Here is a 20190-nt window from a genome sequence, read left to right as displayed (position 1 = left end):
GATGCATGATCCGGCACGGAGTGCCTAGGGGAGGGTAACGACCGTCGCGGCGTAGACGAGACCCGCCCCGAATCCGATGACGAGTGCGGTGTCGCCGCTCTTCGCCTCGCCGGTCGCCAGGAGCCGCTCCATCGCGAGCGGAATCGAGGCGGCCGAGGTGTTGCCGGTGGTGCGCACGTCGCGGGCGACCGTGACGTGTTCCGGCAGCTTCAGCGTCTTCACCATCGAGTCGATGATCCGCTCGTTGGCCTGGTGCGGAATGAAGACGTCCAGTTCGTCCGGGCTGATCCCGGCCGCGTCCAGCGCCTGCTGGGCGACCTTCGCCATCTCGAACACGGCCCAGCGGAACACCGCCTGGCCTTCCTGCGTGATCGCGGGGAACTTCTCCACCGCGCCGGCCCGGTAGTCCGTCCAGGGCACGGTCTGCTTGATGGTCTCGGACTTGTCGCCCTCCGAGCCCCAGACCGTCGGGCCGATCGCGGGCTCCTTCGACGGACCCACGACGACCGCGCCCGCGCCGTCACCGAACAGGAAGGCCGTCGCCCGGTCCTCCAGGTCGGTCAGGTCGGACAGCCGTTCGACACCGATGACGAGCACGTACTCCGCCGAGCCCTCGACGATCATGCCCTTGGCGAGCGTGAGGCCGTAGCCGAAGCCCGCGCAGCCCGCCGAGATGTCGAAGGCCGCGGCCTTGTTCGTGCCGAGCTTGTCGGCGATCTCGGTCGCGACGGCCGGGGTCTGCTTGAAGTGCGAGACGGTCGAGACGATCACGCCGCCGATCTGCTCGGCGGAGATGCCGGCGTCGGCGATGGCCTTGCCGGACGCCTCGACCGACATGGCGGCGACGGTCTCCTCGTCGTTCGCCCAGTGCCGGGTCTCGATGCCGGAGCGCGAGCGGATCCACTCGTCGGACGAGTCGATCGTCTCGAGGATCACCTCGTTGGGCACCACCCGGGTCGGGCGGTAGCCGCCCACACCGAGGATGCGCGCATACGGGGCGCCCTTGCTGGGCTTGATCTTCGCCATTCAGGGCTCCTTAGGCACCGTGCTCGGCGATGAGCGCGCGGGCCGCGTCGAGGTCGTCGGGGGTCTTCAGGGCGAGCGTCGGCACGCCGGGCAGGGCGCGCTTGGCCAGGCCGGTCAGGGTGCCGCCGGGGCACACCTCGATCAGCGCGGTGACACCGAGTTCCTTGAAGGTCTCCATGCACAGGTCCCAGCGGACCGGGTTGGCGACCTGACCCACCAGCCGCTCGAGCACCTCGGGGCCGGAGGCGACGGTCCGCCCGTCCTTGTTGGAGACGTACGTGACCTTCGGGTCGGCCGGCGCCAGGGCCGCGGCGGCCTTGGCGAGGACGTCGACCGCGGGGGCCATGTGGTGCGTGTGGAAGGCGCCGGCGACCTTCAGCGGGACGACCTTGCGGACGCCCTCGGGCTTGTCCTCGCTCAGCGCGGCCAGCTGCTCCAGCGTGCCCGCGGCGACGATCTGGCCCGCGCCGTTGATGTTCGCCGGGGTCAGGCCGAGCTTCTCCAGGTGCGCGACGGACACCTCCGGGTCGCCGCCGAGCAGCGCCGACATACCGGTCTCGGTGATCGCCGCGGCCTCCGCCATGGCCAGGCCGCGCCTGCGTACGAGGCCCAGCGCGGCGGTGTCGTCCAGTACGCCCGCGAAGGCGGCCGCGGTGATCTCGCCGACGCTGTGACCGGCGACCGCGCCCGGCAACATGTCACCGAGTGCCGCGGCGGACAGGAGCCCGGCCGCGACCAGCAGCGGCTGGGCCACCGAGGTGTCGCGGATGGCGTCCGCGTCGGCCTGGGTGCCGTAGTGGGCGAGGTCCAGGCCGATGGCGTCCGACCAGGCGGCGACGCGGTCGGCGGCGCCGGGCAGTTCGAGCCAGGGAGTCAGGAAGCCGGGCGTCTGGGCGCCCTGGCCGGGAGCGACGAGTACGAGCACTCTCACACTCTCTCTTGGGGACGGCCGCGGCCGCCCGTGAGGACAGGGACGAAGAACAGGAGGGGGTTTTGTAGGCCCCCGACAAAAGCCTAGGGTTGGGCATCCCCATCGGCCAGACGCCCCAGGATCAGCGCGATCCGCAGCGTGAACGCGGATCGTACATCGGAGGGCGACCAGCCGGTGACGTCAGTCACACGTCGAAGCCGGTAGCGCACGGTGTTGGGGTGGACGAAAAGCATGCGCGCCGCTCCTTCCAGACTGCTCGCCTGCTCCAGATAGACGCTCAGGGTTTCCAGAAGCGCCGACCCGGCTTCCTCCAGTGGTCTGTAGATCTCCTCCACCAGTTGCTCGCGCGCCCCGGGATCACCGGCGATGGCGCGCTCCGGAAGCAGATCGTCCGCCAACACCGGGCGCGGCGCGTCCTGCCACGCCGAACACGCCTTCAGTCCGGCCGCCGCGGCCTGCGCGGACCGGGTCGCGGCCAGCAGGTCGGGCACCACCGGGCCCGCGACGACCGGCCCCGCGGCGAACGGCCCGATGAGCGACCGGGCGACGGCCAGCGGATTGTCGCTGCCGCCCGCGATGACGACCAGCCGGTCCCCGAGCACCCCCGTCAGCACCTGGAGCTTGGCGTGGCGCGAGGCCCGCCGGATGGCCTCCACCGTCAGCTCGCTGTCCCCGTCGGGGGCCGTGCCCAGCACCACGCACACGTGTTCGGGCGAGTTCCAGCCCAGCGCCGCGGCCCTGCTGACCGCCCCCTCGTCGGCCTCACCGCTGAGCACCGCGTTCACGACCAGCGACTCCAGCCGCGCGTCCCAGGCACCGCGTGCCTCGGCGGCCTGCGCGTACACCTGCGCGGTGGCGAAGGCGATCTCCCGCGCGTACACGAGCAGAGCCTCGCGCAGCACCCCTTCATCGCCCGGGGCCGCCACCTCGTCGATGGCGCTCTCCATGACCTCGATGGTGGTCCGCACCATCTCCACGGTCTGCCGCAGCGTGATCGCCCGGGTCAGCTCGCGGGGCGCCGTCCCGAACACGTCCGTGGAGATCGCCTGGGGCGCGTCCGGGTGTCGGAACCACTCGGTGAACGCGGCGATACCCGCCTGGGCCACCAGCCCGATCCAGGAACGGTTCTCCGGAGGCATCGCCCGGTACCACGGCAGGGTCTCGTCCATCCGCGCGATGGCCTGCGCGGCGAGACTCCCGGAGGATTTCTCCAGCCGCCTCAGGGTCGCTTGGTGCTGGTGGACGCCGGGCGCTGCGTGTTCGGACTTGCCGGTTTCTGGTTCGGGCACGTGGACAAGACTGCCTTATCGGGACGGGCGGGTGCGCCGCCGGGTCTACGGTGGTCCCGTGATCGACGTAAGGCGCGCCACGGAGCGCTACCACGGCGGCGACCCCCGGGCCGGGATCGACTCCCGCCACGCCTTCTCCTTCGGCCCGCACTACGACCCCGACAACCTTCGCTTCGGCGCGGTCATCGCCTGCAACGAGGAGCGGCTCGGCCCCGGCGCCGGCTTCGACGAGCACCCGCACAGCCACACGGAGATCGTCACCTGGGTCGTCGAGGGCGAACTGACCCACCGCGACTCCACCGGCCGCGAGACGATCGTCCGCCCCGGCGACGTCCAGCGCCTCAGCTCGGCGTCGGGTGTCCGCCACGTCGAGCGCAACGCCGGCACGGTCCCCCTCACCTTCCTCCAGATGTGGCTGGCCCCGCTCGTCCCCGGCGGCACCCCGTCCTACGAGATCGTCCACGGCATCGCCGACTCCACCCCCTACGCCGTCCCCTCGGCCGGAGCGATGCTCCACGTACGCCGCCTGACCCCGGGCGAACGCACGGCACTCCCGGACGCGGCGTACGTGTACGCCCACGTGGTCCGCGGCGGGATCCAACTGGCGGGGGAGACCCTGACCCCCGGTGACTCGGCACGGCTCACCATGCCCGAGGGCCTCGAGGCGACGGCGACGGGCCCGGCGGAACTCCTGGTGTGGGAGATGACCACCTAAGCCCGATACGCTCCGGTCCGCTGGGGGCTCCGCCCCCAGACCCCCGGGCCTATGCCCACCCACCACCCGTGCGAGTGGGCTGGAAGGCGAGGCTCTCGATCATCAGCCCGGCGGGGGCGAAAACCGCTCGCCGGGCTCAGCCCCGCAGCTCCGCCAGCACCGCGTCCGTGAACACCGGCCACACCTCGACCGCCCACGACCCGAACGCGCGGTCCGTCAGGGCGACCGCCGCCGCCCCCGCCGCCGGGTCGATCCACAGGAACGTACCGGACTGCCCGAAATGCCCGAAGGTGCGAGCCGACGACGAAGCCCCCGTCCAGTGCGGCGACTTGCCGTCCCGGATCTCGAACCCCAGCCCCCAGTCATTGGGGTTCTGGTGCCCGTACCCGGGCAGTACACCCTTCGTCCCCGGATACTGCACCGTCATCGCCTCAGCCACCGTACGCGGATCCAGCAGCCGCGGCGCCTGCACCTCCGCCGCGAACCGCAGCAGGTCATCGACTGTCGACACCCCGTCCTTCGCGGGGGAGCGGGCACCCTCCAGCGACGTCGACGTCATCCCCAGCGGCTCCAGCACCGCCTGCCGCAGATACTCCGCGAAGGGAATGTCCGTCGCCTTGGCGACGTGATCCCCCAGCTGCTCGAACCCGGCGTTGGAGTACAGCCGCCGCTCCCCGGCCGCCGCCGTCACCCGGTGCTCGTCGAAGGCCAGCCCGGAGGTGTGCGCGAGCAGGTGACGCACCGTCGAGCCGGGCGGCCCCGCCGGCTCGTCGAGCTCGATCGCCCCCTCCTCGTACGCGACGAGCACCGCGTACGCCGCGAGCGGCTTGGTGACCGAGGCCAGCGGAAAGCGCCGCCCGGCGGGCCCGTGGGTCCCCAGGACCGTGCCGTCGGCCCGTACGACACCCGCCGCCGCGGTCGGCACGGGCCAGTTCTCGATCAACGCCAAGCCGGCCAAGCTGTTCAACGCCATGGCCCGAGCCTAGCCGCGGCTCAGAGCGCCAGCCGCATCGAGGGGTCCGGCTTGCGCACGAAGCCCAGCGCCGCGTACAGCGGCTCGGCCTCGGCGGACGCGTTCAGGTCGACCTGCCGGACACCCCGCTCCCGGAACCACTCCAGCAACTCCTCCATGCACGCGCGCGCGTATCCCCGCCGCCGCGCGTCGGGGTCGGTGGCGACGCTGAAGACGTGCCCCACCCGCCCGTGCGGGTTGTCGGCCCGCCCGATCCGGTACTCCACCGTCCCCACCACCAGCGCGGCCAGCGCCCCCGGCCGTTCGGGGTGGTCGACCACGAAGGCCGCGAAGGCCGTGAAGTCAGTGAAGTCCCCGTCGGGTTCGGCGAGTCGGGCCCGCAGCGTCGGCAGGGACTCCCCGTGCCAGTCGGCGCCGCCGCCGTCCCCGCCCCCTCCCGCGAAGACAGAGTCGATCATGACCTGGCGCAGCCGCAGTACTTCGGCGGCGTCCTCGGGCGTGGCACGGCGTACGAGACTCATGGCCCGCACGCTAACGACCGCGCCCCCGGCCCGTCCTCCGGATTTCTTACCGGTTTCCGCTTGCTTGGAGTGCACTCCAAGGTCATAGCGTGGGGGCCATGACGGTGATGCAGACCACGCCAGCGGCCACCGAGCGAGAAGCGAACAACCCCGCCGACATCTGCTCCGCCCCACCGCGGCGGCACCCGCGTCCCGACGGTCAGGACAGATACACGATCAGCGAGGTGGTGGCCTTCACCGGCCTCACCGCCCACACCCTGCGCTGGTACGAGCGGATCGGCCTGATGTCCCACATCGACCGCTCGCACACCGGCCAGCGCCGCTACTGCAACCGCGACCTGGACTGGCTGGACTTCGTCACCAAGCTGCGGCTGACCGGCATGCCGGTCGCCGACATGGTCCGGTACGCCGAACTGGTGCGCGAGGGCGACCACACGTTCGAGGAGCGGCAGGAGCTGCTGGAGGCGACCCGGCGGGACGTGCTGACCCGGATCGCCGAACTGCGGGACACATTGTCCGTACTGGACCGGAAGATCAGTTTCTACGCGGACGCGGGACGCGTCCACGCCACGGGGAGGAATCGATGACCGACAGCAGGATCCCGACGGTACGGCTCGGCGAGACCGGCCCGGAGGTGAGCGTCCAGGGCCTCGGCTGCATGGGCATGAGCGCCGCGTACGGCCCGGCGGACGCGGGGGAGGCGAGGGCCGCCCTGGAGCGCGCGCTGGAGCTGGGCGTGACGCTCTACGACACCGCGGACATGTACGGCTCCGGGGAGAACGAGCGGTTCCTCGCCCCGTTCTTCAAGGCGCACCGGGACGAGGTCGTCGTCGCCACCAAGTTCGCCCTGTCGATCCCGCCGGACGATCCGAGCCGGCGGGTCGTCCGCAACGACCCGCCGTACATCCGCCAGGCCGTCGAGGCGAGCCTGAAGCGGCTGGACGTCGACGTCATCGACCTCTACTACATGCACCGCCGCGATGTGAACGTCCCCATCGAGGAGACCGTCGGCACGATGGCCGACCTGGTGCGCGAGGGCAAGGTCAAGCACCTCGGCCTGAGTGAGGTCACCGCCGGCGAACTGCGCGCGGCCCAGGGCGTGCACCCGATCGCCGCCGTGCAGTCGGAGTGGTCGCTGTTCAGCCGTGACATCGAGGCGAACGTGGTACCCGCGGCCGCCGAACTGGGCGTGGCCCTGGTGCCGTACTCCCCGCTGGGCCGGGGTTTCCTGACCGGCTCCTTCGCCGACGCCGAGAACGATCTCACGGCCGGTGACTTCCGCCGCCACCAGCCCCGCTTCATCGGCGACAACGCGGCGGCCAACGCGGCCCTCCTGGAACCGATCCGCGCCGTCGCCGCCGCCCACGACGCCTCCCTCGCCCAGATCGCCCTCGCCTGGACCCACCAGCGGACCACCGTCCACAACCTGCCGGTGGTCCCGATCCCGGGCACGACCAAGCGGCACCGGGTGGAGGAGAACGCGAAGGCGACGACCATCAAACTGACCGACGACGAACTGTCCCTCCTGGACCCGATAGCGACAAAGGTGTCAGGCGACCGCTACGCGGACATGTCCTTCGCATCGGCAGGCCGGGAGTAACCAGCAGCCCGAGGTGGACGCGCCCCGGAAGGGGCGCGGGGCTGTATCGATATGCGGCTCCGCCGCGTGGGCGCGACCAGCCACGACGGAGTCGGCAGCCGACACTCAACCGCACCCGGCAGACGGTTGGTCGCACACGGCTAAAGCTCCGTGAGGAGCTCCGCCTTCTTGAAGGAGAACTCCTCGTCCGTCACCAACCCCGCCTCATGCAACTCCCCGAGGTGCCGGATCCGCTCCGCGATGTCGGCGGGATCGCGGCGCGCCGCCGCGGAAGACACCCCGGCCCCCGGCCGCCGTCCCCGAACCGCCGCCAACACCGCCGCAGCGAACGGCAGTGACTCGTGCACCGGCCCGTACCCCAGCCCGAACACCACCGCCGCCGGATCCTGGTCCGGCGGCGCGGGGTGCTCGTTCGCCGAGTGGCGGGGGACGAGGCGGAGGTGGCCTTCGAGGACGTCGGGTGAGCGCCACTCGACGCCGCCCAGGTCGGCGACCGGGAAGCTCTGGTCGCCGGCCTTCCACTTGGCCGTGGAGGCGCCCGTCCAGAACCACCGGAACCGTACCGAGGCGCCGTCGAAGAACGCCTTGCCGTCGTACGCCTTGAACTGGAGGGGCCCGGAGGGTGCCGCCACCAGGTGCCGGTCCGCCGGCCCGGACTCGGTCAGCAGGCCCCGCAGTTCGTCGGCGTAGTACTCCGCGAGTGTCTCCCGTTCGGCGGGCAGCACCAGCCGGTACGGGTCGTAGGCGTCCTTCAGCTGTCCGGCCGCCGCCTCGATCAGCGGATCGGCGCCGGCGCGGGGCACGGCCCGCAGTACGACGGTCCCGCGTCGGCCGGGGGTGAGCGTCACGTCTTCGAGCGCGGCCAGGGGGACACGTCGTTCGCCCAGCGCCTGGAACAGCTTCGGTGTTCGAATCCCCCGTTCGTAACGGATGAGCACGGAGTCGGACTCGAACTCCCAGGCGGCATGAAATCCGGCCAGTACGTCACCCATGCGGCTCATCGTAAGCGGCACCGGCTCATCACGTCCCTCCCCGCGCGGACCGCACTTCCTGCTGTCTCTACGCGCGTCCGGCCGTCGTCGTACCGGACAAACCGTCCCGGCACCCGTCATCGCTGCGGGCGCACCGCACCGAGTCGTACGCGCCGACCCCGATGTCGGCGAAGTTGCGCAGGCTGTCCGTGCCCGGCTCGAAGTAGCCGGCGTGCCCCTCGGCGTCCCGGGCCGACAGCACCCGCGCGCCGAACGCCGTGGAGACCGGGTCGGCGCCGTGGCCGAGCCCGCCGACCTCGAGGTACGGCACGTCCTGGATCCAGTCGGAGGCGTCCCGCATGGCCCACACCCGGGCTCCGGTGCCCAGGTGCGAGGCCTGGGAGGCGTGCATGCCGGGGCTGGCGGCGACGGCTATGTCGGCCACCCGGCGCGGCATGTCGCGCGCGGCCACCCCGCACAGTACGGAGCCGTAGCTGTGGCAGAACGTGGTGACGGGGGCGCTGCCGGGCAGCGCGCGCAGCAGCGCGTTCAGGCGTACGGCGCCGTCCTCGGCGCGCATCGCCGTGGCCGAGTCGATGCCGAGCCCGCTGGGGGCGGTGTAGTCGGCCCAGGCGATCACGGCCGTACGGGTCGTGGGGCTCGCGGTGCGCTCGGCCGCGTACAGGGCCTCGGCCATGCCGACCGGGGCGGTGTACCTGCGGTTCGTCCGCTGGAAGGTGAGCAGGTCGGTGTCGACGCCGGGGACGACGACGGAGATCCGCTCGGCCTGGTCGAGGTTGCCGAACACCTCGGCGACCCGGCCCGAGCCGTCGGGGTCGAAGGCGAGGATCTGCCGGTCCTTGCTCATGAGTGACTCGTAGCGGTGCATGCGCAGGCCCGCCTGCTGCTGTCCGGCCGGGGAGAGCCGGCTGTCGTGCATGCGCTTCGCGTCCACCTTGCGCTGCTTCTTCAGCGCGATGCGGTTGGCCCGGTAGCGCAGCTCGACGGGGGCGCCGTTCATGTTGCCGACCGCGAGCGGGTAGCTGTGGGCGAGGCCGGTGCGCTGCCGCTCGGTGAGCGAGGCGAAGAAGCGGCCGAGCCGGGTGGGACCCTCGTCCGGGTCCGGCAGCCGGTGCCCGCCGACGCGGCCGTGCTCCCAGGCGGAGAGCGAGGCCTGCAAGGGGGTCGTCTCCCGGTGCCCGCGCAGGGCGGTCCAGCCGGTGGTCGCGAGCATCACGAACACGACGGCCAGAGCGAGCAGCGCGCGCCAGACGTTGAGTTGCGGGGAGGAGTCGAAGGAAGTCACTGGGAGGACACACTAAGAGAACGGGAGGGTCTCGCGGTAACCGAGTGACAGGGATCACGTTTCGTCAGGTGTGACGGGGAACTCAGGCGGATCGCCAGTTTCCGGTCAGCGCGGGCCCCACCTGGTCCAGATAGGCGGCGGTGAGCTCGCGCATCGCCTCGATACTGCACTCCTCGCCCACCGACCAGGTCCGTTGAGTGACTCGCATCACTCCACCGAAGAGGGCCACCAGGAGGCGCGGGCGCGGGTCGGTGTCCACGTCGAGGCCCTCGCGCTCGGCGATGATCCTCGCGATCTCCTCCTCCACCTCCTCCTGGCGCCGCAGGTGGGCGGCGAGCAGAGCGGGCGTGGCCTCGATCATCTTGTGGGCGCGCAGGTGGAGTTCGACCGGGACGACCTGCTCGATGGCCTCCCCGATGGTGTCCCAGCTCGCCATGACGGCCTGTCGCAGTGTCTCCAGCGGGGCCTCGTGCGACGGGCGTTCGCGTACGGCCCGGACGTAGTGCGACTCCGCGAGCCGGATGACGAAGAAGGCCGCGTCCTCCTTGCCGGCGAAGTAGCGGAAGAAGGTGCGCTGCGAGACGTCGACGGCCTCGGCGATCTCGTCGACGGTGGTGTGCTCGTACCCCTGGGTGAGGAACAGTTCGAGCGCGGCGCGCAGCAGGGCGTCCCGGGTGCGCCGCTTCTTGCGCTCGCGCAACCCCGCTTCACTCATGTGCTTCTCTCCGTAACTGAAATGTTTTGTCAATTGTCAGCGACTGACACTAGCCTCGCGCGTATGACTAGTCAGACCATCGACTCGACGGGGCCGGGGGACAAGGCACCGGCAGCCCCGCCGGACCCGACCCCGGCCGGCGGGCTGCGCGGTCACCCGTGGTTCACCCTGATAACCGTGGCCGTGGGCGTCATGATGGTGGCCCTCGACGGCACCATCGTGGCGATCGCTAACCCGGCCATCCAGAAGGACCTCGGCGCCACCTTCGCGCAGGTCCAGTGGATCACCAACGGTTACTTCCTCGCCCTCGCGGTGTCCCTGATCACCGCGGGCAAGCTCGGCGACCGGTTCGGCCACCGGCAGACCTTCCTGATCGGCGTCGTCGGCTTCGCCGCCGCCTCGGGCGCCATCGGCCTGTCCAGCAGCATCGCCGCGGTCGTCACCTTCCGTGTCTTCCAGGGCCTGTTCGGCGCGCTGCTGATGCCGGCCGCCCTCGGCCTGCTGCGGGCCACCTTCCCGGCCGACAAGCTCAACATGGCGATCGGCATCTGGGGCATGGTCATCGGCGCCTCCACCGCGGGCGGCCCGATCCTCGGCGGCGTCCTGGTCGAGCACGTCAACTGGCAGTCGGTGTTCTTCATCAACGTGCCGGTCGGTCTGCTCGCCCTCACCCTCGGTCTGCTGATCCTGAAGGACCACCGGGCGGAGAACGCCCCGCGTTCCTTCGACATCCTCGGCATCGCCCTGCTCTCCGGCGCGATGTTCTGCCTGGTCTGGGCGCTCATCAAGGCCCCCACCTGGGGCTGGGGCGACGGCAAGACGTGGGGCTTCATCGTCGCGTCCGCGGTGCTCTTCGCCGTGTTCTCCTTCTGGGAGACCAAGGTGAAGGAGCCGCTGATCCCGCTGGGCCTGTTCCGCTCGGTGCCGCTGTCGGCGGGCGTGGTCCTGATGGTCCTGATGGCCATCGCGTTCATGGGCGGTCTGTTCTTCGTCACGTTCTACCTCCAGAACGTGCACGGGATGAGCCCGATCGACGCCGGTCTCCACCTGCTCCCGCTCACCGGGATGATGATCGTCGGCTCCCCGATCGCCGGCGCCATGATCACCAAGCTGGGCCCGCGCATCCCGCTCGCCGGCGGCATGGCGGCCACCACGATCGCCATGTACGGCATGTCCACGCTTGAGACGGACACCGGCAGCGCCGTCATGTCCCTCTGGTTCGCCCTGCTGGGCCTCGGCCTCGCGCCCGTCATGGTCGGCGCCACGGAGGTCATCGTCGGTAACGCCCCGATGGAGCTCTCCGGTGTGGCCGGCGGTCTCCAGCAGGCCGCGATGCAGATCGGCGGCAGCCTCGGCACGGCCGTGCTGGGCGCCGTGATGGCCTCCAAGGTTGACAGCGACCTGCCGGGCAACTGGACCGGCGCGGGTCTGCCGGGGCTCACCCCCGCCCAGCTGGACCAGGCCTCCGAGGCGGTCCAGGTCGGGGTGGCGCCGGTGGCCAAGGGCACGCCGCAGCCGCTGGTCGAGAAGATCACCACCGTCGCGCACGACACCTTCATCTCCGGCATGAGCCTGGCGTCTCTGGTCGCGGCGGGTGTGGCCGCGGTGGCCATCCTGGTCGCCCTGCTCACCAAGCGCGGCGAGAACGCGGAGGCGGGCGCGGGCGTGGGCCACATCTAGGTCTGCGGTCGCCTCCAGGCGAAGTTCCCCTATCAGGGTGACTCCGCTAAAGATTCCTCGCCCCCGGCACGCGCCACAGGTCACAGTGGGTCAAGTCCTCCGCAGGGCATGGGAGGAGGCCCGGACCGTGGCGCGCTGCTGGAGGGGGGCAGCGCGCAGGTCTGGGGACGCGGAACAGGGGTACCCGAGCATCGAACCCGAACAGTCCATGAGCGACCAGGGAGTTGATGATGGCGGGATTCGGGCACGGAACGCGCAGGTACCCCCGTTCACGCGGCCGGACGTGGCAGCGGAGCGGGCCGGATCGCGCGACGCTCGGAATCATCGGGACCATATGCGCGGTCGCCGGCTTCTTCACCCTGGGCATCATCCTCGGCCCGGTGGCAGTCGTCTGCGGCTGGCTGGCGATGGGCCGCACATGGTCGCCCGACCGCAACATCCCCGCTCTGGTGGCCCTGGTCCTGGGCGCCATCGACACCCTGCTGGCCATCATCTGGCTGGCGGGGTCGGCGACGATGGGCAACGGGTTCTTCTAGGCGGCGCACTGCCGTTGCAGCCGCAGTAGCTGCGGGCAGACGTGCCGCTGGGGCGATGGGGGCCCCGCTCGAGCGAAGCCGAGAGTGGGGGAGGGTGGGCGCAGCGGGACCCCGGCAGCGCCGGGCCGCGCGACCCACCTCCGCCCAGCCCCGCCTCCGCCCGACCACTCAGCGCGGCTGCTCCTCACCGACCCTCTCCCGCCCGGCCAGCGCCGCGACCTCCGCCCGCAGCAGGCGGACCTCCTCCGTCAGGGTCTCGATGGCCTCCGTCTGCCGGCGTTCCTCCAGGTCGTCCTTGGCGAACTGCCCGATGAACCAGGCGGCGATGTTCGCGGTGACGACACCGAGCAGCGCGATCCCCGACAGCATCAGCCCGACCGCGATCATGCGCCCGAGCCCGGTCGTCGGGGCGTGATCCCCGTACCCCACGGTCGTCATCGTGGTGAACGACCACCACACCGCGTCACCCAGCGTCCGGATGTTCCCCCGCGGTGACTCCCGCTCCACGGACAGCACCGCGAGCGAGCCGAACATCAGCAACCCCACCACCGCACCGGCGACATACGTCGTCAGCCGGATCTGCGAGGCCATCCGCGCCCGCCGCCCGACCAGCAGCAGCGTCGCCACCATCCGCAGCAGCCGGAGGGGTTGCAGCATGGGCAGCACCACCGCGCCCAGGTCTATCCAGTGCGTCCGCACGAACACCCTGCGGTGCGGGGTGAGAGCGAGCCGCATCAGGTAGTCGGTGGCGAACGCCCCCCACACCACCCACTCCGTCACCGTGCACAGGGACGTCAGCAGCCGGTTGGCGGAGCTGTCCACGATCGGCACGGCGTAGGCGACGGCGAACGCCACCGCTAGCGCCAGCAGCGGCCGTTGGGTGCGCCGCTCCCAACGGGCCTGCGGTGTCTGTTCGTTCATGGCCGCAATCGTAAAGAACGGGTAAGGGCGGCGGAGTCCAGGCTCCGCCGCCCGTCACCCGTTCAAGCCGCGCGGCGACTACGCGTCGCCCCCGGCCACCCCCGGGTCCGCCGCCGTCACGTCGAGCAGCTGGTACCGGTCGATGGCCTGCTTGAGCACGGACCGGTCGACCTTGCCCTCGCGCGCCAGCTCGGTCAGCACCGCCACCACGATCGACTGCGCGTCGATGTGGAAGAACCGGCGGGCCGCGCCCCGGGTGTCGGCGAAGCCGAAGCCGTCCGCGCCCAGCGACTGGTACGTGCCCGGCACCCACCGCGCGATCTGGTCCGGGACCGAGCGCATCCAGTCGGACACCGCCACGAACGGACCCTCGGAGCCGGCCAGCTTCCGCGTCACGTACGGCACCCGCTGCTCCTCCTCCGGGTGCAGCAGGTTGTGCTCCTCCACGGCCACGGCCTCGCGGCGCAGCTCGTTCCAGGAGGTCGCCGACCACACGTCGGCCTTGACGTCCCAGTCCGCGGCGAGGATCCGCTGGGCCTGAAGCGCCCACGGGACCGCCACACCGGACGCCATGATCTGGGCCGGGATCGAGCCCGAGGTGGCGGCGCCGATCCGGTGGATGCCCTTGAGGATGCCCTCCACGTCCACGTCCGCCGGCTCGGCCGGGTGCTGGATGGGCTCGTTGTAGACGGTGAGGTAGTAGAAGACGTCCTCGCCGTGCGGGTGCTCCGCGTCGCCGCCGTACATACGGCGCAGACCGTCCTGGACGATGTGCGCGATCTCGTACGAGTACGCCGGGTCGTAGGCGACACAGGCCGGGTTCGTGGAGGCCAGCAGCTGCGAGTGGCCGTCCGCGTGCTGGAGGCCCTCACCGGTCAGGGTCGTACGGCCCGCGGTCGCGCCCAGGACGAAGCCGCGCGCGAGCTGGTCGGCCATCTGCCAGAACTGGTCGCCGGTGCGCTGGAAACCGAACATCGAGTAGAAGACGTACACCGGGATCAGCGGCTCGCCGTGCGTGGCGTACGCCGAGCCGGCCGCGATCAGCGAGGCCGTACAGCCCGCCTCCGAGATGCCGTCGTGCAGCATCTGCCCGGTCGGCGACTCCTTGTACGCGAGCAGCAGCTCGCGGTCGACCGACTCGTACTGCTGGCCCAGCGGGTTGTAGATCTTCGCGCTCGGGAAGAAGGAGTCCATGCCGAACGTGCGGTACTCGTCGGGCGCGATCAGCACGAACCGTTTGCCGATCTCCTTGTCCCGCATGAGGTCCTTCAGGAGCCGGACGAAGGCCATGGTCGTCGCGATGGACTGCTGGCCCGAGCCCTTCTTCACCGTCGCGTACGTCTTGTCGTCCGGCAGCGCGAGCGGCTTGGAGCGCACGACGCGCGTCGGGACGTACCCGCCGCACTTCTTGCGCTGGTCGTGCATGTACTGGATCTCCTCCGAGTTCCGGCCAGGGTGGTAGTACGGCGGCGCGCCGGACTCCAGCTCCTTGTCGGAGATCGGCAGGTGCAGCCGGTCGCGGAAGCGCTTGAGGTCGTCGACCGTCAGCTTCTTCATCTGGTGCGTGGCGTTGCGGCCCTCGAAGTTCGGGCCCAGCGTCCAGCCCTTGACCGTCTTGGCGAGGATGACCGTCGGCTGGCCCTTGTGCTCGTTGGCCGCCTTGAACGCCGCGTAGATCTTCCGGTGGTCGTGACCGCCGCGGCCCAGCATCAGGATCTGGTGGTCGGTCATGTTCTCGACCATGGCGCGCAGCCGGTGGTCGTCGCCGAAGAAGTGGTCGCGGATGTACGCCCCGGTCTCGGTGGCGTACGTCTGGAACTGGCCGTCCGGCGTCGTGTTCATCCTGTTGACCAGCACGCCGTCCCGGTCCTGCGCGAGCAGCGGGTCCCAGGAGCGGTCCCAGATCAGCTTGATCACGTTCCAGCCGGCGCCGCGGAAGACCGACTCCAGCTCCTGGATGATCTTGCCGTTGCCGCGCACCGGGCCGTCGAGGCGCTGGAGGTTGCAGTTCACGACGAAGGTCAGGTTGTCCAGGCCCTCACGGGCGGCGATGCTCAGCTGGCCGAGCGACTCCGGCTCGTCCATCTCACCGTCGCCGAGGAACGCCCACACGTGCGACTTGGAGGTGTCCGCGATGCCGCGCGCCTCCATGTAGCGGTTCATCCGCGCCTGGTAGATCGCGCCGAGGGGGCCGAGACCCATGGAGACCGTGGGGAACTCCCAGAAGTCCGGCATGGAGCGCGGGTGCGGGTAGCTGGACAGGCCGTCGGGGTACTTCGACTTCTCCTGGCGGAAGCCGTCCAGCTGCCGCTCGGAGAGCCGGTCGAGCAGGTACGCGCGCGCGTAGATGCCCGGGGAGGCGTGGCCCTGGAAGAAGACCTGGTCGCCGCCGTCGCCCTCGTCCTTGCCGCGGAAGAAGTGGTTGAAGCCCACGTCGTACAGGGAGGCGGAGGAGGCGAAGGTGGCGATGTGGCCGCCGACGCCGATGCCGGGCCGCTGCGCGCGCGAGACCATCACGGCCGCGTTCCAGCGGGTCGCGTTGAGGATCTTGCGCTCGATCTCCTCGTTGCCGGGGAAGAACGGCTCGCTCTTGGTGGGGATGGTGTTGACGTAGTCCGTGCTGCGCATCTCGGGCACGGCCACGCGCTTCTCGCGGGCCCTCTCGATCAGACGCAGCATGAGGAACCGGGCCCGTTCCCGGCCTCGCTCGTCGACGGCGGCGTCCAGGGAGTCGAGCCACTCCTGGGTCTCTTCGGGATCGAAGTCAGGAACCTGACTCGGAAGGCCGCCAATGATGATCGGGTTGCGATCGGATCCGGAAGCCACGCTGTTCCTTACCTGTCAGAGGGCCACTTTTTGTTGCTCGTGCCTTACACCGCTCCCCATCGTGTACCTCGGGAAGGCGTACGTCATCTCTACCGTGAGGTAACGGAGGCGTCCGTACGGTCCCCCTCGAGCGGCACTCGGGCAGGCCCGGCCAAAACGCAACGATACGCCCGACGAGTGACGGGAATGGCAAAGTTGTTCGAGCGTCGTATCCGCGGATGATTTTGAATGATTTCAAACCTCGCAAACCGGGCACAAGGGTGTGGTGTACGTCGGGCGGGCTCGCGATACGGTGCCGTAAGTTGCGGCGACACGGCCGGGATCGTCACCGTTTCGGCGGTCCGAACGGCCGGGTACTTGCGCGATCCGCCCCGCCCGTGTGGACTACGGCCAATGCTTCGCGCACGCGCGTGGCTGAGATATCTACCAAGACATGATCAGGAGGCAACCCGTGAGCGCGACCGCGGACCACGCGGAGGAGCGGACTAGCCCTGCCGTCAGGCTGGGGTTCCAGCCCGAGCAGGTGGTCCAGGAGATCGGCTACGACGACGACGTCGACCAGGAGCTCCGCGAGTCCATCGAGGAAGTCATCGGCAGCGAGCTGATGGACGAGGACTACGACGACGTGGCCGATGCCGTCGTGCTGTGGTTCCGCGACGATGACGGCGACCTGACGGATGCGCTGGTCGATGCCACCACGTACATCGAGGAGGGCGGGGCGATCCTGCTCCTCACGCCGAAGACCGGCCGTTCGGGGTACGTGGAGCCGAGTGACATCTCGGAAGCCGCGACCACCGCTGGGCTGACGGCGTCCAAGAGCGTCAGCGTGGGCAAGGACTGGAGCGGCTCGCGTCTGGCGACGCCGAAGGCCGCGAAGTCCAAGAGGTAACCGCCTCGTCCCGGACACCGGGTGGTGGACGGGCCGGGCCGTGCTCGGCCCGTCCACCACCCCGGGGTGGGCGCTGCGTAGGGTGTTCCCACCCCAACAGTCCCACCGAAGGGAAGCAGGACGAATGGCGATCCAGGTCGGCGACAAGGCCCCCGGCTTTGAACTGAAGGACAACCACGGCAGGACCGTGAAGCTGTCCGACTTCCACGGCCGGAAGAACGTGGTGCTGCTCTTCTACCCCTTCGCCTTCACCGGCGTGTGCACCGGCGAGCTGTGCGAGGTGCGCGACAACCTGCCGCAGTTCGACGACCGCGACACCCAGGTGCTCGCCGTCTCCAACGACTCCATCCACACCCTGCGCGTCTTCGCCGAGCAGGAGGGCCTCGAGTACCCGCTGCTGAGCGACTTCTGGCCGCACGGCGAGGTCTCCCGCGCCTACGGCGTGTTCGCCGAGGACAAGGGCTGCGCCGTGCGCGGCACCTTCGTCATCGACAAGGAGGGCGTGGTCCGCTGGACCGTCGTCAACGCGCTTCCGGACGCCCGTGACCTGAACGAGTACGTCAAGGCGCTCGACACCCTGTGATTGTTCACCTCCCGGGACTGCGGTGTGCGGGAACCCGTCACTAGGATCGAATCGTTGATCCGGTATCCGACGCACGACGGGGCTCCCCGCCCCTGGACACCACATGGAGGACCCGTGGGAGTCAGCCTCAGCAAGGGCGGCAACGTATCGCTGACGAAGGAGGCCCCGGGCCTGACCGCCGTCATCGTCGGTCTGGGGTGGGACGTCCGCACCACGACCGGCACCGACTTCGACCTCGACGCCAGCGCGCTGCTGCTGAACAACTCCGGCAAGGTCGCGAGCGACCAGCACTTCGTCTTCTTCAACAACCTCAAGAGCCCCGACGGCTCGGTCGAGCACACCGGCGACAACCTCACCGGTGAGGGCGAGGGTGACGACGAGCAGATCAAGGTCAATCTGGCCGGCGTCCCGGCCGACATCGAGAAGATCGTCTTCCCGGTCTCGATCTACGACGCCGAGAACCGCCAGCAGTCCTTCGGCCAGGTGCGCAACGCGTTCATCCGCGTCGTCAACCAGGCCGGCGAGCAGGAGATCGCCCGGTACGACCTGAGCGAGGACGCCTCCACCGAGACGGCGATGGTCTTCGGCGAGCTGTACCGGCACGGCGCGGAGTGGAAGTTCCGCGCCATCGGCCAGGGCTACGCCTCCGGCCTGCGCGGGATCGCCCAGGACTTCGGCGTCAACGTCTGAGGCACCCCGCTCGCTCTCTCCGGCGCCGCACCGTTTACGGTCGGCGCCGGACGTGCAGGACAACCGAAGAAGAGAAGTACCCCCGGGGAGGACCAGCAACATGGGCGTCACGCTCGCCAAGGGAGGCAATGTCTCCCTCTCCAAGGCCGCACCGAACCTCACCAACGTCATGATCGGACTCGGCTGGGACGCCCGCTCCACCACCGGCGCCCCCTTCGACCTGGACGCCAGCGCGCTGCTGTGCGCCGGCGGAAGGGTGCTCGGCGATGAGTGGTTCGTCTTCTACAACCAGCTCAAGAGCCCCGACGGCTCGGTCGAGCACACCGGCGACAACCTCACCGGTGAGGGCGAGGGCGACGACGAGTCGATCCTGGTCGACCTCCCGAAGGTGCCGGCCGGCTGCGACAAGATCGTCTTCCCCGTCTCCATCCACCTGGCGGACGAGCGCGGCCAGACCTTCGGCCAGGTCTCCAACGCCTTCATCCGGGTCGTCAACCAGGCCGACGGCCAGGAACTGGCCCGCTACGACCTCAGCGAGGACGCCTCCACCGAGACCGCCATGATCTTCGGCGAGCTCTACCGCTACAACGGCGAATGGAAGTTCCGCGCGGTGGGGCAGGGGTACGCGTCCGGACTGCGGGGCATCGCCCTGGACTTCGGCGTGAACGTCTCATAGGCGCCACGGCCATAACGCCCCTCCTGGCCCGGTTCGGTCGCGACACTCTAGACTTCGGGGTCAACAGTGGGTAAAGCCGCGTACGGCCCGGCGCGGACTCGTACGGACACGATGGGGTAAGCAGTGCTTCTCAAAACCTTCGGCTGGTCGTTCGCGGTCACCGCGCTCGGCCTGGTCGCGGCGATCTTCTACGGGGGGTGGGAAGCCTTCGGCATCGTGGCGATCCTGGCCGTCCTGGAGATCTCGCTGTCATTCGACAACGCGGTGGTCAACGCCGGGATCCTGAAGAAGATGAACGCCTTCTGGCAGAAGATCTTCCTCACGGTCGGCGTGCTCATCGCGGTCTTCGGCATGCGACTGGTCTTCCCGGTCGTGATCGTCGCCATCACCGCCAAGATCGGCCCGATCGACGCGGTCGACCTCGCGCTGAACAACAAGGACCACTACCAGCAGCTGGTCACCGACGCGCACCCGGCGATCGCGGCCTTCGGCGGCATGTTCCTGCTGATGATCTTCCTCGACTTCATCTTCGAGGACCGGGACATCCAGTGGCTGCGCTGGATCGAGCGCCCCCTGGCCAAGCTCGGCAAGGTCGACATGCTGTCGGTCTGCATCGCGCTGATCGTCCTGCTGATCACCTCCTTCACCTTCGCCACCCACGCCCACCAGCACGGCGGCGCGCACGTCGACAAGGCGCAGACGGTCCTGATCGCCGGCATCGCCGGCCTGATCACGTACATGATCGTCGGTGGCCTCTCCGGCTACTTCGAGGACAAGCTCGAGGAAGAGGAGGAGCGCGAGCACGAGGAGGAGGAAGAAGCCGCCCGCACCGGCAAGAAGCGGTCCGCGGTCGTACTGGCAGGCCAGGCCGCGTTCTTCATGTTCCTCTACCTCGAGGTCCTCGACGCGTCCTTCTCCTTCGACGGCGTGATCGGCGCGTTCGCCATCACCAACGACATCGTCCTGATGGCACTGGGCCTGGGCATCGGCGCGATGTACGTCCGGTCGCTCACCGTCTACCTGGTCCGCCAGGGCACCCTGGACGACTACGTCTACCTGGAGCACGGCGCCCACTACGCGATCGGCGCGCTGGCCGTGATCCTCATGGTCACCATCCAGTACGAGATCAACGAGGTCATCACCGGCCTCGTCGGCGTCGTCCTGATCGGCTGGTCCTTCTGGTCCTCCGTCCGCCGCAACCGCGCGCTGGCGGACGCGGAGGGCGAGGCCGACGCGAAGGCGGAGGTCTCGTCCGGGGTGTGACAGCCCTCCGGGTGAGGAACGCTCTGAGCGGGGCGGCCGTCGACGGCGGCCGCCCCCTTCGCTTGTGATCTGAGTAGCT

At 69.9% G+C, this 20190-nt stretch carries 20 protein-coding genes; 10 read left to right on the top strand and 10 right to left on the bottom strand.

Annotated features, from left to right (window positions below; all coding sequences use genetic code 11):
• Nucleotides 1–24: 24 nt before the first annotated feature.
• The 3 genes from ACFY01_RS13315 to fasR all read right to left on the bottom strand — a co-directional run bounded on the left by ACFY01_RS13315 (nt 25) and on the right by fasR (nt 3246).
• The gene (locus ACFY01_RS13315; protein WP_390735834.1) at nt 25–1026 is read right to left on the bottom strand and encodes a ketoacyl-ACP synthase III; all 1002 of its coding nucleotides are present in this window, start codon (nt 1024–1026) and stop codon (nt 25–27) included.
• A gap of 10 nt (nt 1027–1036) precedes the next feature.
• The gene (locus tag ACFY01_RS13310) at nt 1037–1951 is read right to left on the bottom strand and encodes an ACP S-malonyltransferase (protein ID WP_390735833.1); all 915 of its coding nucleotides are present in this window, start codon (nt 1949–1951) and stop codon (nt 1037–1039) included.
• Between the two features lie 89 nt (nt 1952–2040).
• Entirely contained in the window at nt 2041–3246 is a 1206-nt protein-coding gene (gene fasR / locus ACFY01_RS13305) for a fatty acid biosynthesis transcriptional regulator FasR (protein ID WP_390735832.1), read from the bottom strand.
• A 61-nt stretch (nt 3247–3307) separates the two neighbouring features.
• Here fasR and ACFY01_RS13300 point away from each other — a divergent pair, with 61 nt between their 5' ends.
• Nucleotides 3308–3961, top strand: a complete 654-nt coding sequence (locus ACFY01_RS13300) for a pirin family protein (protein WP_390736218.1) — start codon at nt 3308–3310, stop codon at nt 3959–3961.
• A gap of 136 nt (nt 3962–4097) precedes the next feature.
• Here ACFY01_RS13300 and ACFY01_RS13295 read toward each other — a convergent pair whose 3' ends face one another.
• Both ACFY01_RS13295 and ACFY01_RS13290 read right to left on the bottom strand, forming a co-directional pair.
• A complete protein-coding gene (locus tag ACFY01_RS13295; protein WP_390735831.1) occupies nt 4098–4934 on the bottom strand; it encodes a serine hydrolase domain-containing protein in 837 nt (278 codons plus the stop codon).
• Between the two features lie 20 nt (nt 4935–4954).
• Nucleotides 4955–5455, bottom strand: a complete 501-nt coding sequence (locus ACFY01_RS13290) for a GNAT family N-acetyltransferase (RefSeq protein WP_390735830.1) — start codon at nt 5453–5455, stop codon at nt 4955–4957.
• A gap of 98 nt (nt 5456–5553) precedes the next feature.
• Between ACFY01_RS13290 and ACFY01_RS13285 the strand changes: the two genes are divergently transcribed.
• Both ACFY01_RS13285 and ACFY01_RS13280 read left to right on the top strand, forming a co-directional pair.
• Complete coding sequence (locus tag ACFY01_RS13285; RefSeq protein ID WP_390735829.1) at nt 5554–6042, top strand: MerR family transcriptional regulator; 489 nt, start codon at nt 5554–5556, stop codon at nt 6040–6042.
• Complete coding sequence (locus ACFY01_RS13280; protein ID WP_390735828.1) at nt 6039–7055, top strand: aldo/keto reductase; 1017 nt, start codon at nt 6039–6041, stop codon at nt 7053–7055. Before ACFY01_RS13285 ends, ACFY01_RS13280 begins: the two co-directional genes overlap by 4 nt.
• A gap of 140 nt (nt 7056–7195) precedes the next feature.
• Here ACFY01_RS13280 and ACFY01_RS13275 read toward each other — a convergent pair whose 3' ends face one another.
• The 3 genes from ACFY01_RS13275 to ACFY01_RS13265 all read right to left on the bottom strand — a co-directional run bounded on the left by ACFY01_RS13275 (nt 7196) and on the right by ACFY01_RS13265 (nt 10047).
• The gene (locus ACFY01_RS13275; RefSeq protein ID WP_390735827.1) at nt 7196–8047 is read right to left on the bottom strand and encodes a DUF4429 domain-containing protein; all 852 of its coding nucleotides are present in this window, start codon (nt 8045–8047) and stop codon (nt 7196–7198) included.
• A gap of 67 nt (nt 8048–8114) precedes the next feature.
• Nucleotides 8115–9332 carry an alpha/beta hydrolase gene (locus tag ACFY01_RS13270; protein WP_390735826.1) on the bottom strand — a complete coding sequence of 406 codons (1218 nt, stop codon included), beginning with the start codon at nt 9330–9332 and terminating at the stop codon, nt 8115–8117.
• 82 nt (nt 9333–9414) lie between these two features.
• Nucleotides 9415–10047, bottom strand: coding sequence for a TetR/AcrR family transcriptional regulator (locus ACFY01_RS13265; protein WP_390735825.1), 633 nt, complete (start codon nt 10045–10047; stop codon nt 9415–9417).
• A gap of 63 nt (nt 10048–10110) precedes the next feature.
• Between ACFY01_RS13265 and ACFY01_RS13260 the strand changes: the two genes are divergently transcribed.
• Together ACFY01_RS13260 and ACFY01_RS13255 are read left to right on the top strand one after the other, a co-directional pair.
• Complete coding sequence (locus ACFY01_RS13260) at nt 10111–11727, top strand: MFS transporter (protein WP_390735824.1); 1617 nt, start codon at nt 10111–10113, stop codon at nt 11725–11727.
• Nucleotides 11728–11954: 227 nt separating this feature from the next.
• Nucleotides 11955–12263: a small hydrophobic protein gene (locus tag ACFY01_RS13255; RefSeq protein ID WP_390735823.1), complete on the top strand. Its 309-nt coding sequence runs from the start codon at nt 11955–11957 to the stop codon at nt 12261–12263.
• Between the two features lie 168 nt (nt 12264–12431).
• Here ACFY01_RS13255 and ACFY01_RS13250 read toward each other — a convergent pair whose 3' ends face one another.
• Nucleotides 12432–13184, bottom strand: coding sequence for a potassium channel family protein (locus ACFY01_RS13250; protein WP_390735822.1), 753 nt, complete (start codon nt 13182–13184; stop codon nt 12432–12434).
• A gap of 78 nt (nt 13185–13262) precedes the next feature.
• Nucleotides 13263–16010, bottom strand: a complete 2748-nt coding sequence (gene aceE, locus ACFY01_RS13245; protein ID WP_390735821.1) for a pyruvate dehydrogenase (acetyl-transferring), homodimeric type — start codon at nt 16008–16010, stop codon at nt 13263–13265.
• Between the two features lie 451 nt (nt 16011–16461).
• Between aceE and ACFY01_RS13240 the strand changes: the two genes are divergently transcribed.
• The 5 genes from ACFY01_RS13240 (at nt 16462) to ACFY01_RS13220 (ending at nt 20111) form a co-directional block, all read left to right on the top strand.
• The gene (locus ACFY01_RS13240; protein ID WP_390735820.1) at nt 16462–16899 is read left to right on the top strand and encodes a DUF3052 domain-containing protein; all 438 of its coding nucleotides are present in this window, start codon (nt 16462–16464) and stop codon (nt 16897–16899) included.
• Between the two features lie 124 nt (nt 16900–17023).
• Complete coding sequence (locus tag ACFY01_RS13235) at nt 17024–17482, top strand: peroxiredoxin (RefSeq protein WP_390735819.1); 459 nt, start codon at nt 17024–17026, stop codon at nt 17480–17482.
• Between the two features lie 114 nt (nt 17483–17596).
• On the top strand, nt 17597–18172 hold the full coding sequence (locus tag ACFY01_RS13230) for a calcium homeostasis/redox stress adaptation protein (RefSeq protein WP_390735818.1): 576 nt from the start codon (nt 17597–17599) through the stop codon (nt 18170–18172).
• Between the two features lie 100 nt (nt 18173–18272).
• Entirely contained in the window at nt 18273–18848 is a 576-nt protein-coding gene (locus tag ACFY01_RS13225) for a TerD family protein (protein ID WP_390735817.1), read from the top strand.
• A 123-nt stretch (nt 18849–18971) separates the two neighbouring features.
• Entirely contained in the window at nt 18972–20111 is a 1140-nt protein-coding gene (locus ACFY01_RS13220) for a DUF475 domain-containing protein (RefSeq protein ID WP_390735816.1), read from the top strand.
• Nucleotides 20112–20190: the final 79 nt, after the last annotated feature.

It is taken from the genome of Streptomyces sp. NPDC001480 (assembly GCF_042894725.1).
Lineage (GTDB): Bacteria > Actinomycetota > Actinomycetes > Streptomycetales > Streptomycetaceae > Streptomyces.
Note: the sequence above shows the minus strand (reverse complement) of the source record. Positions and strands in the feature narration are given on the sequence as shown.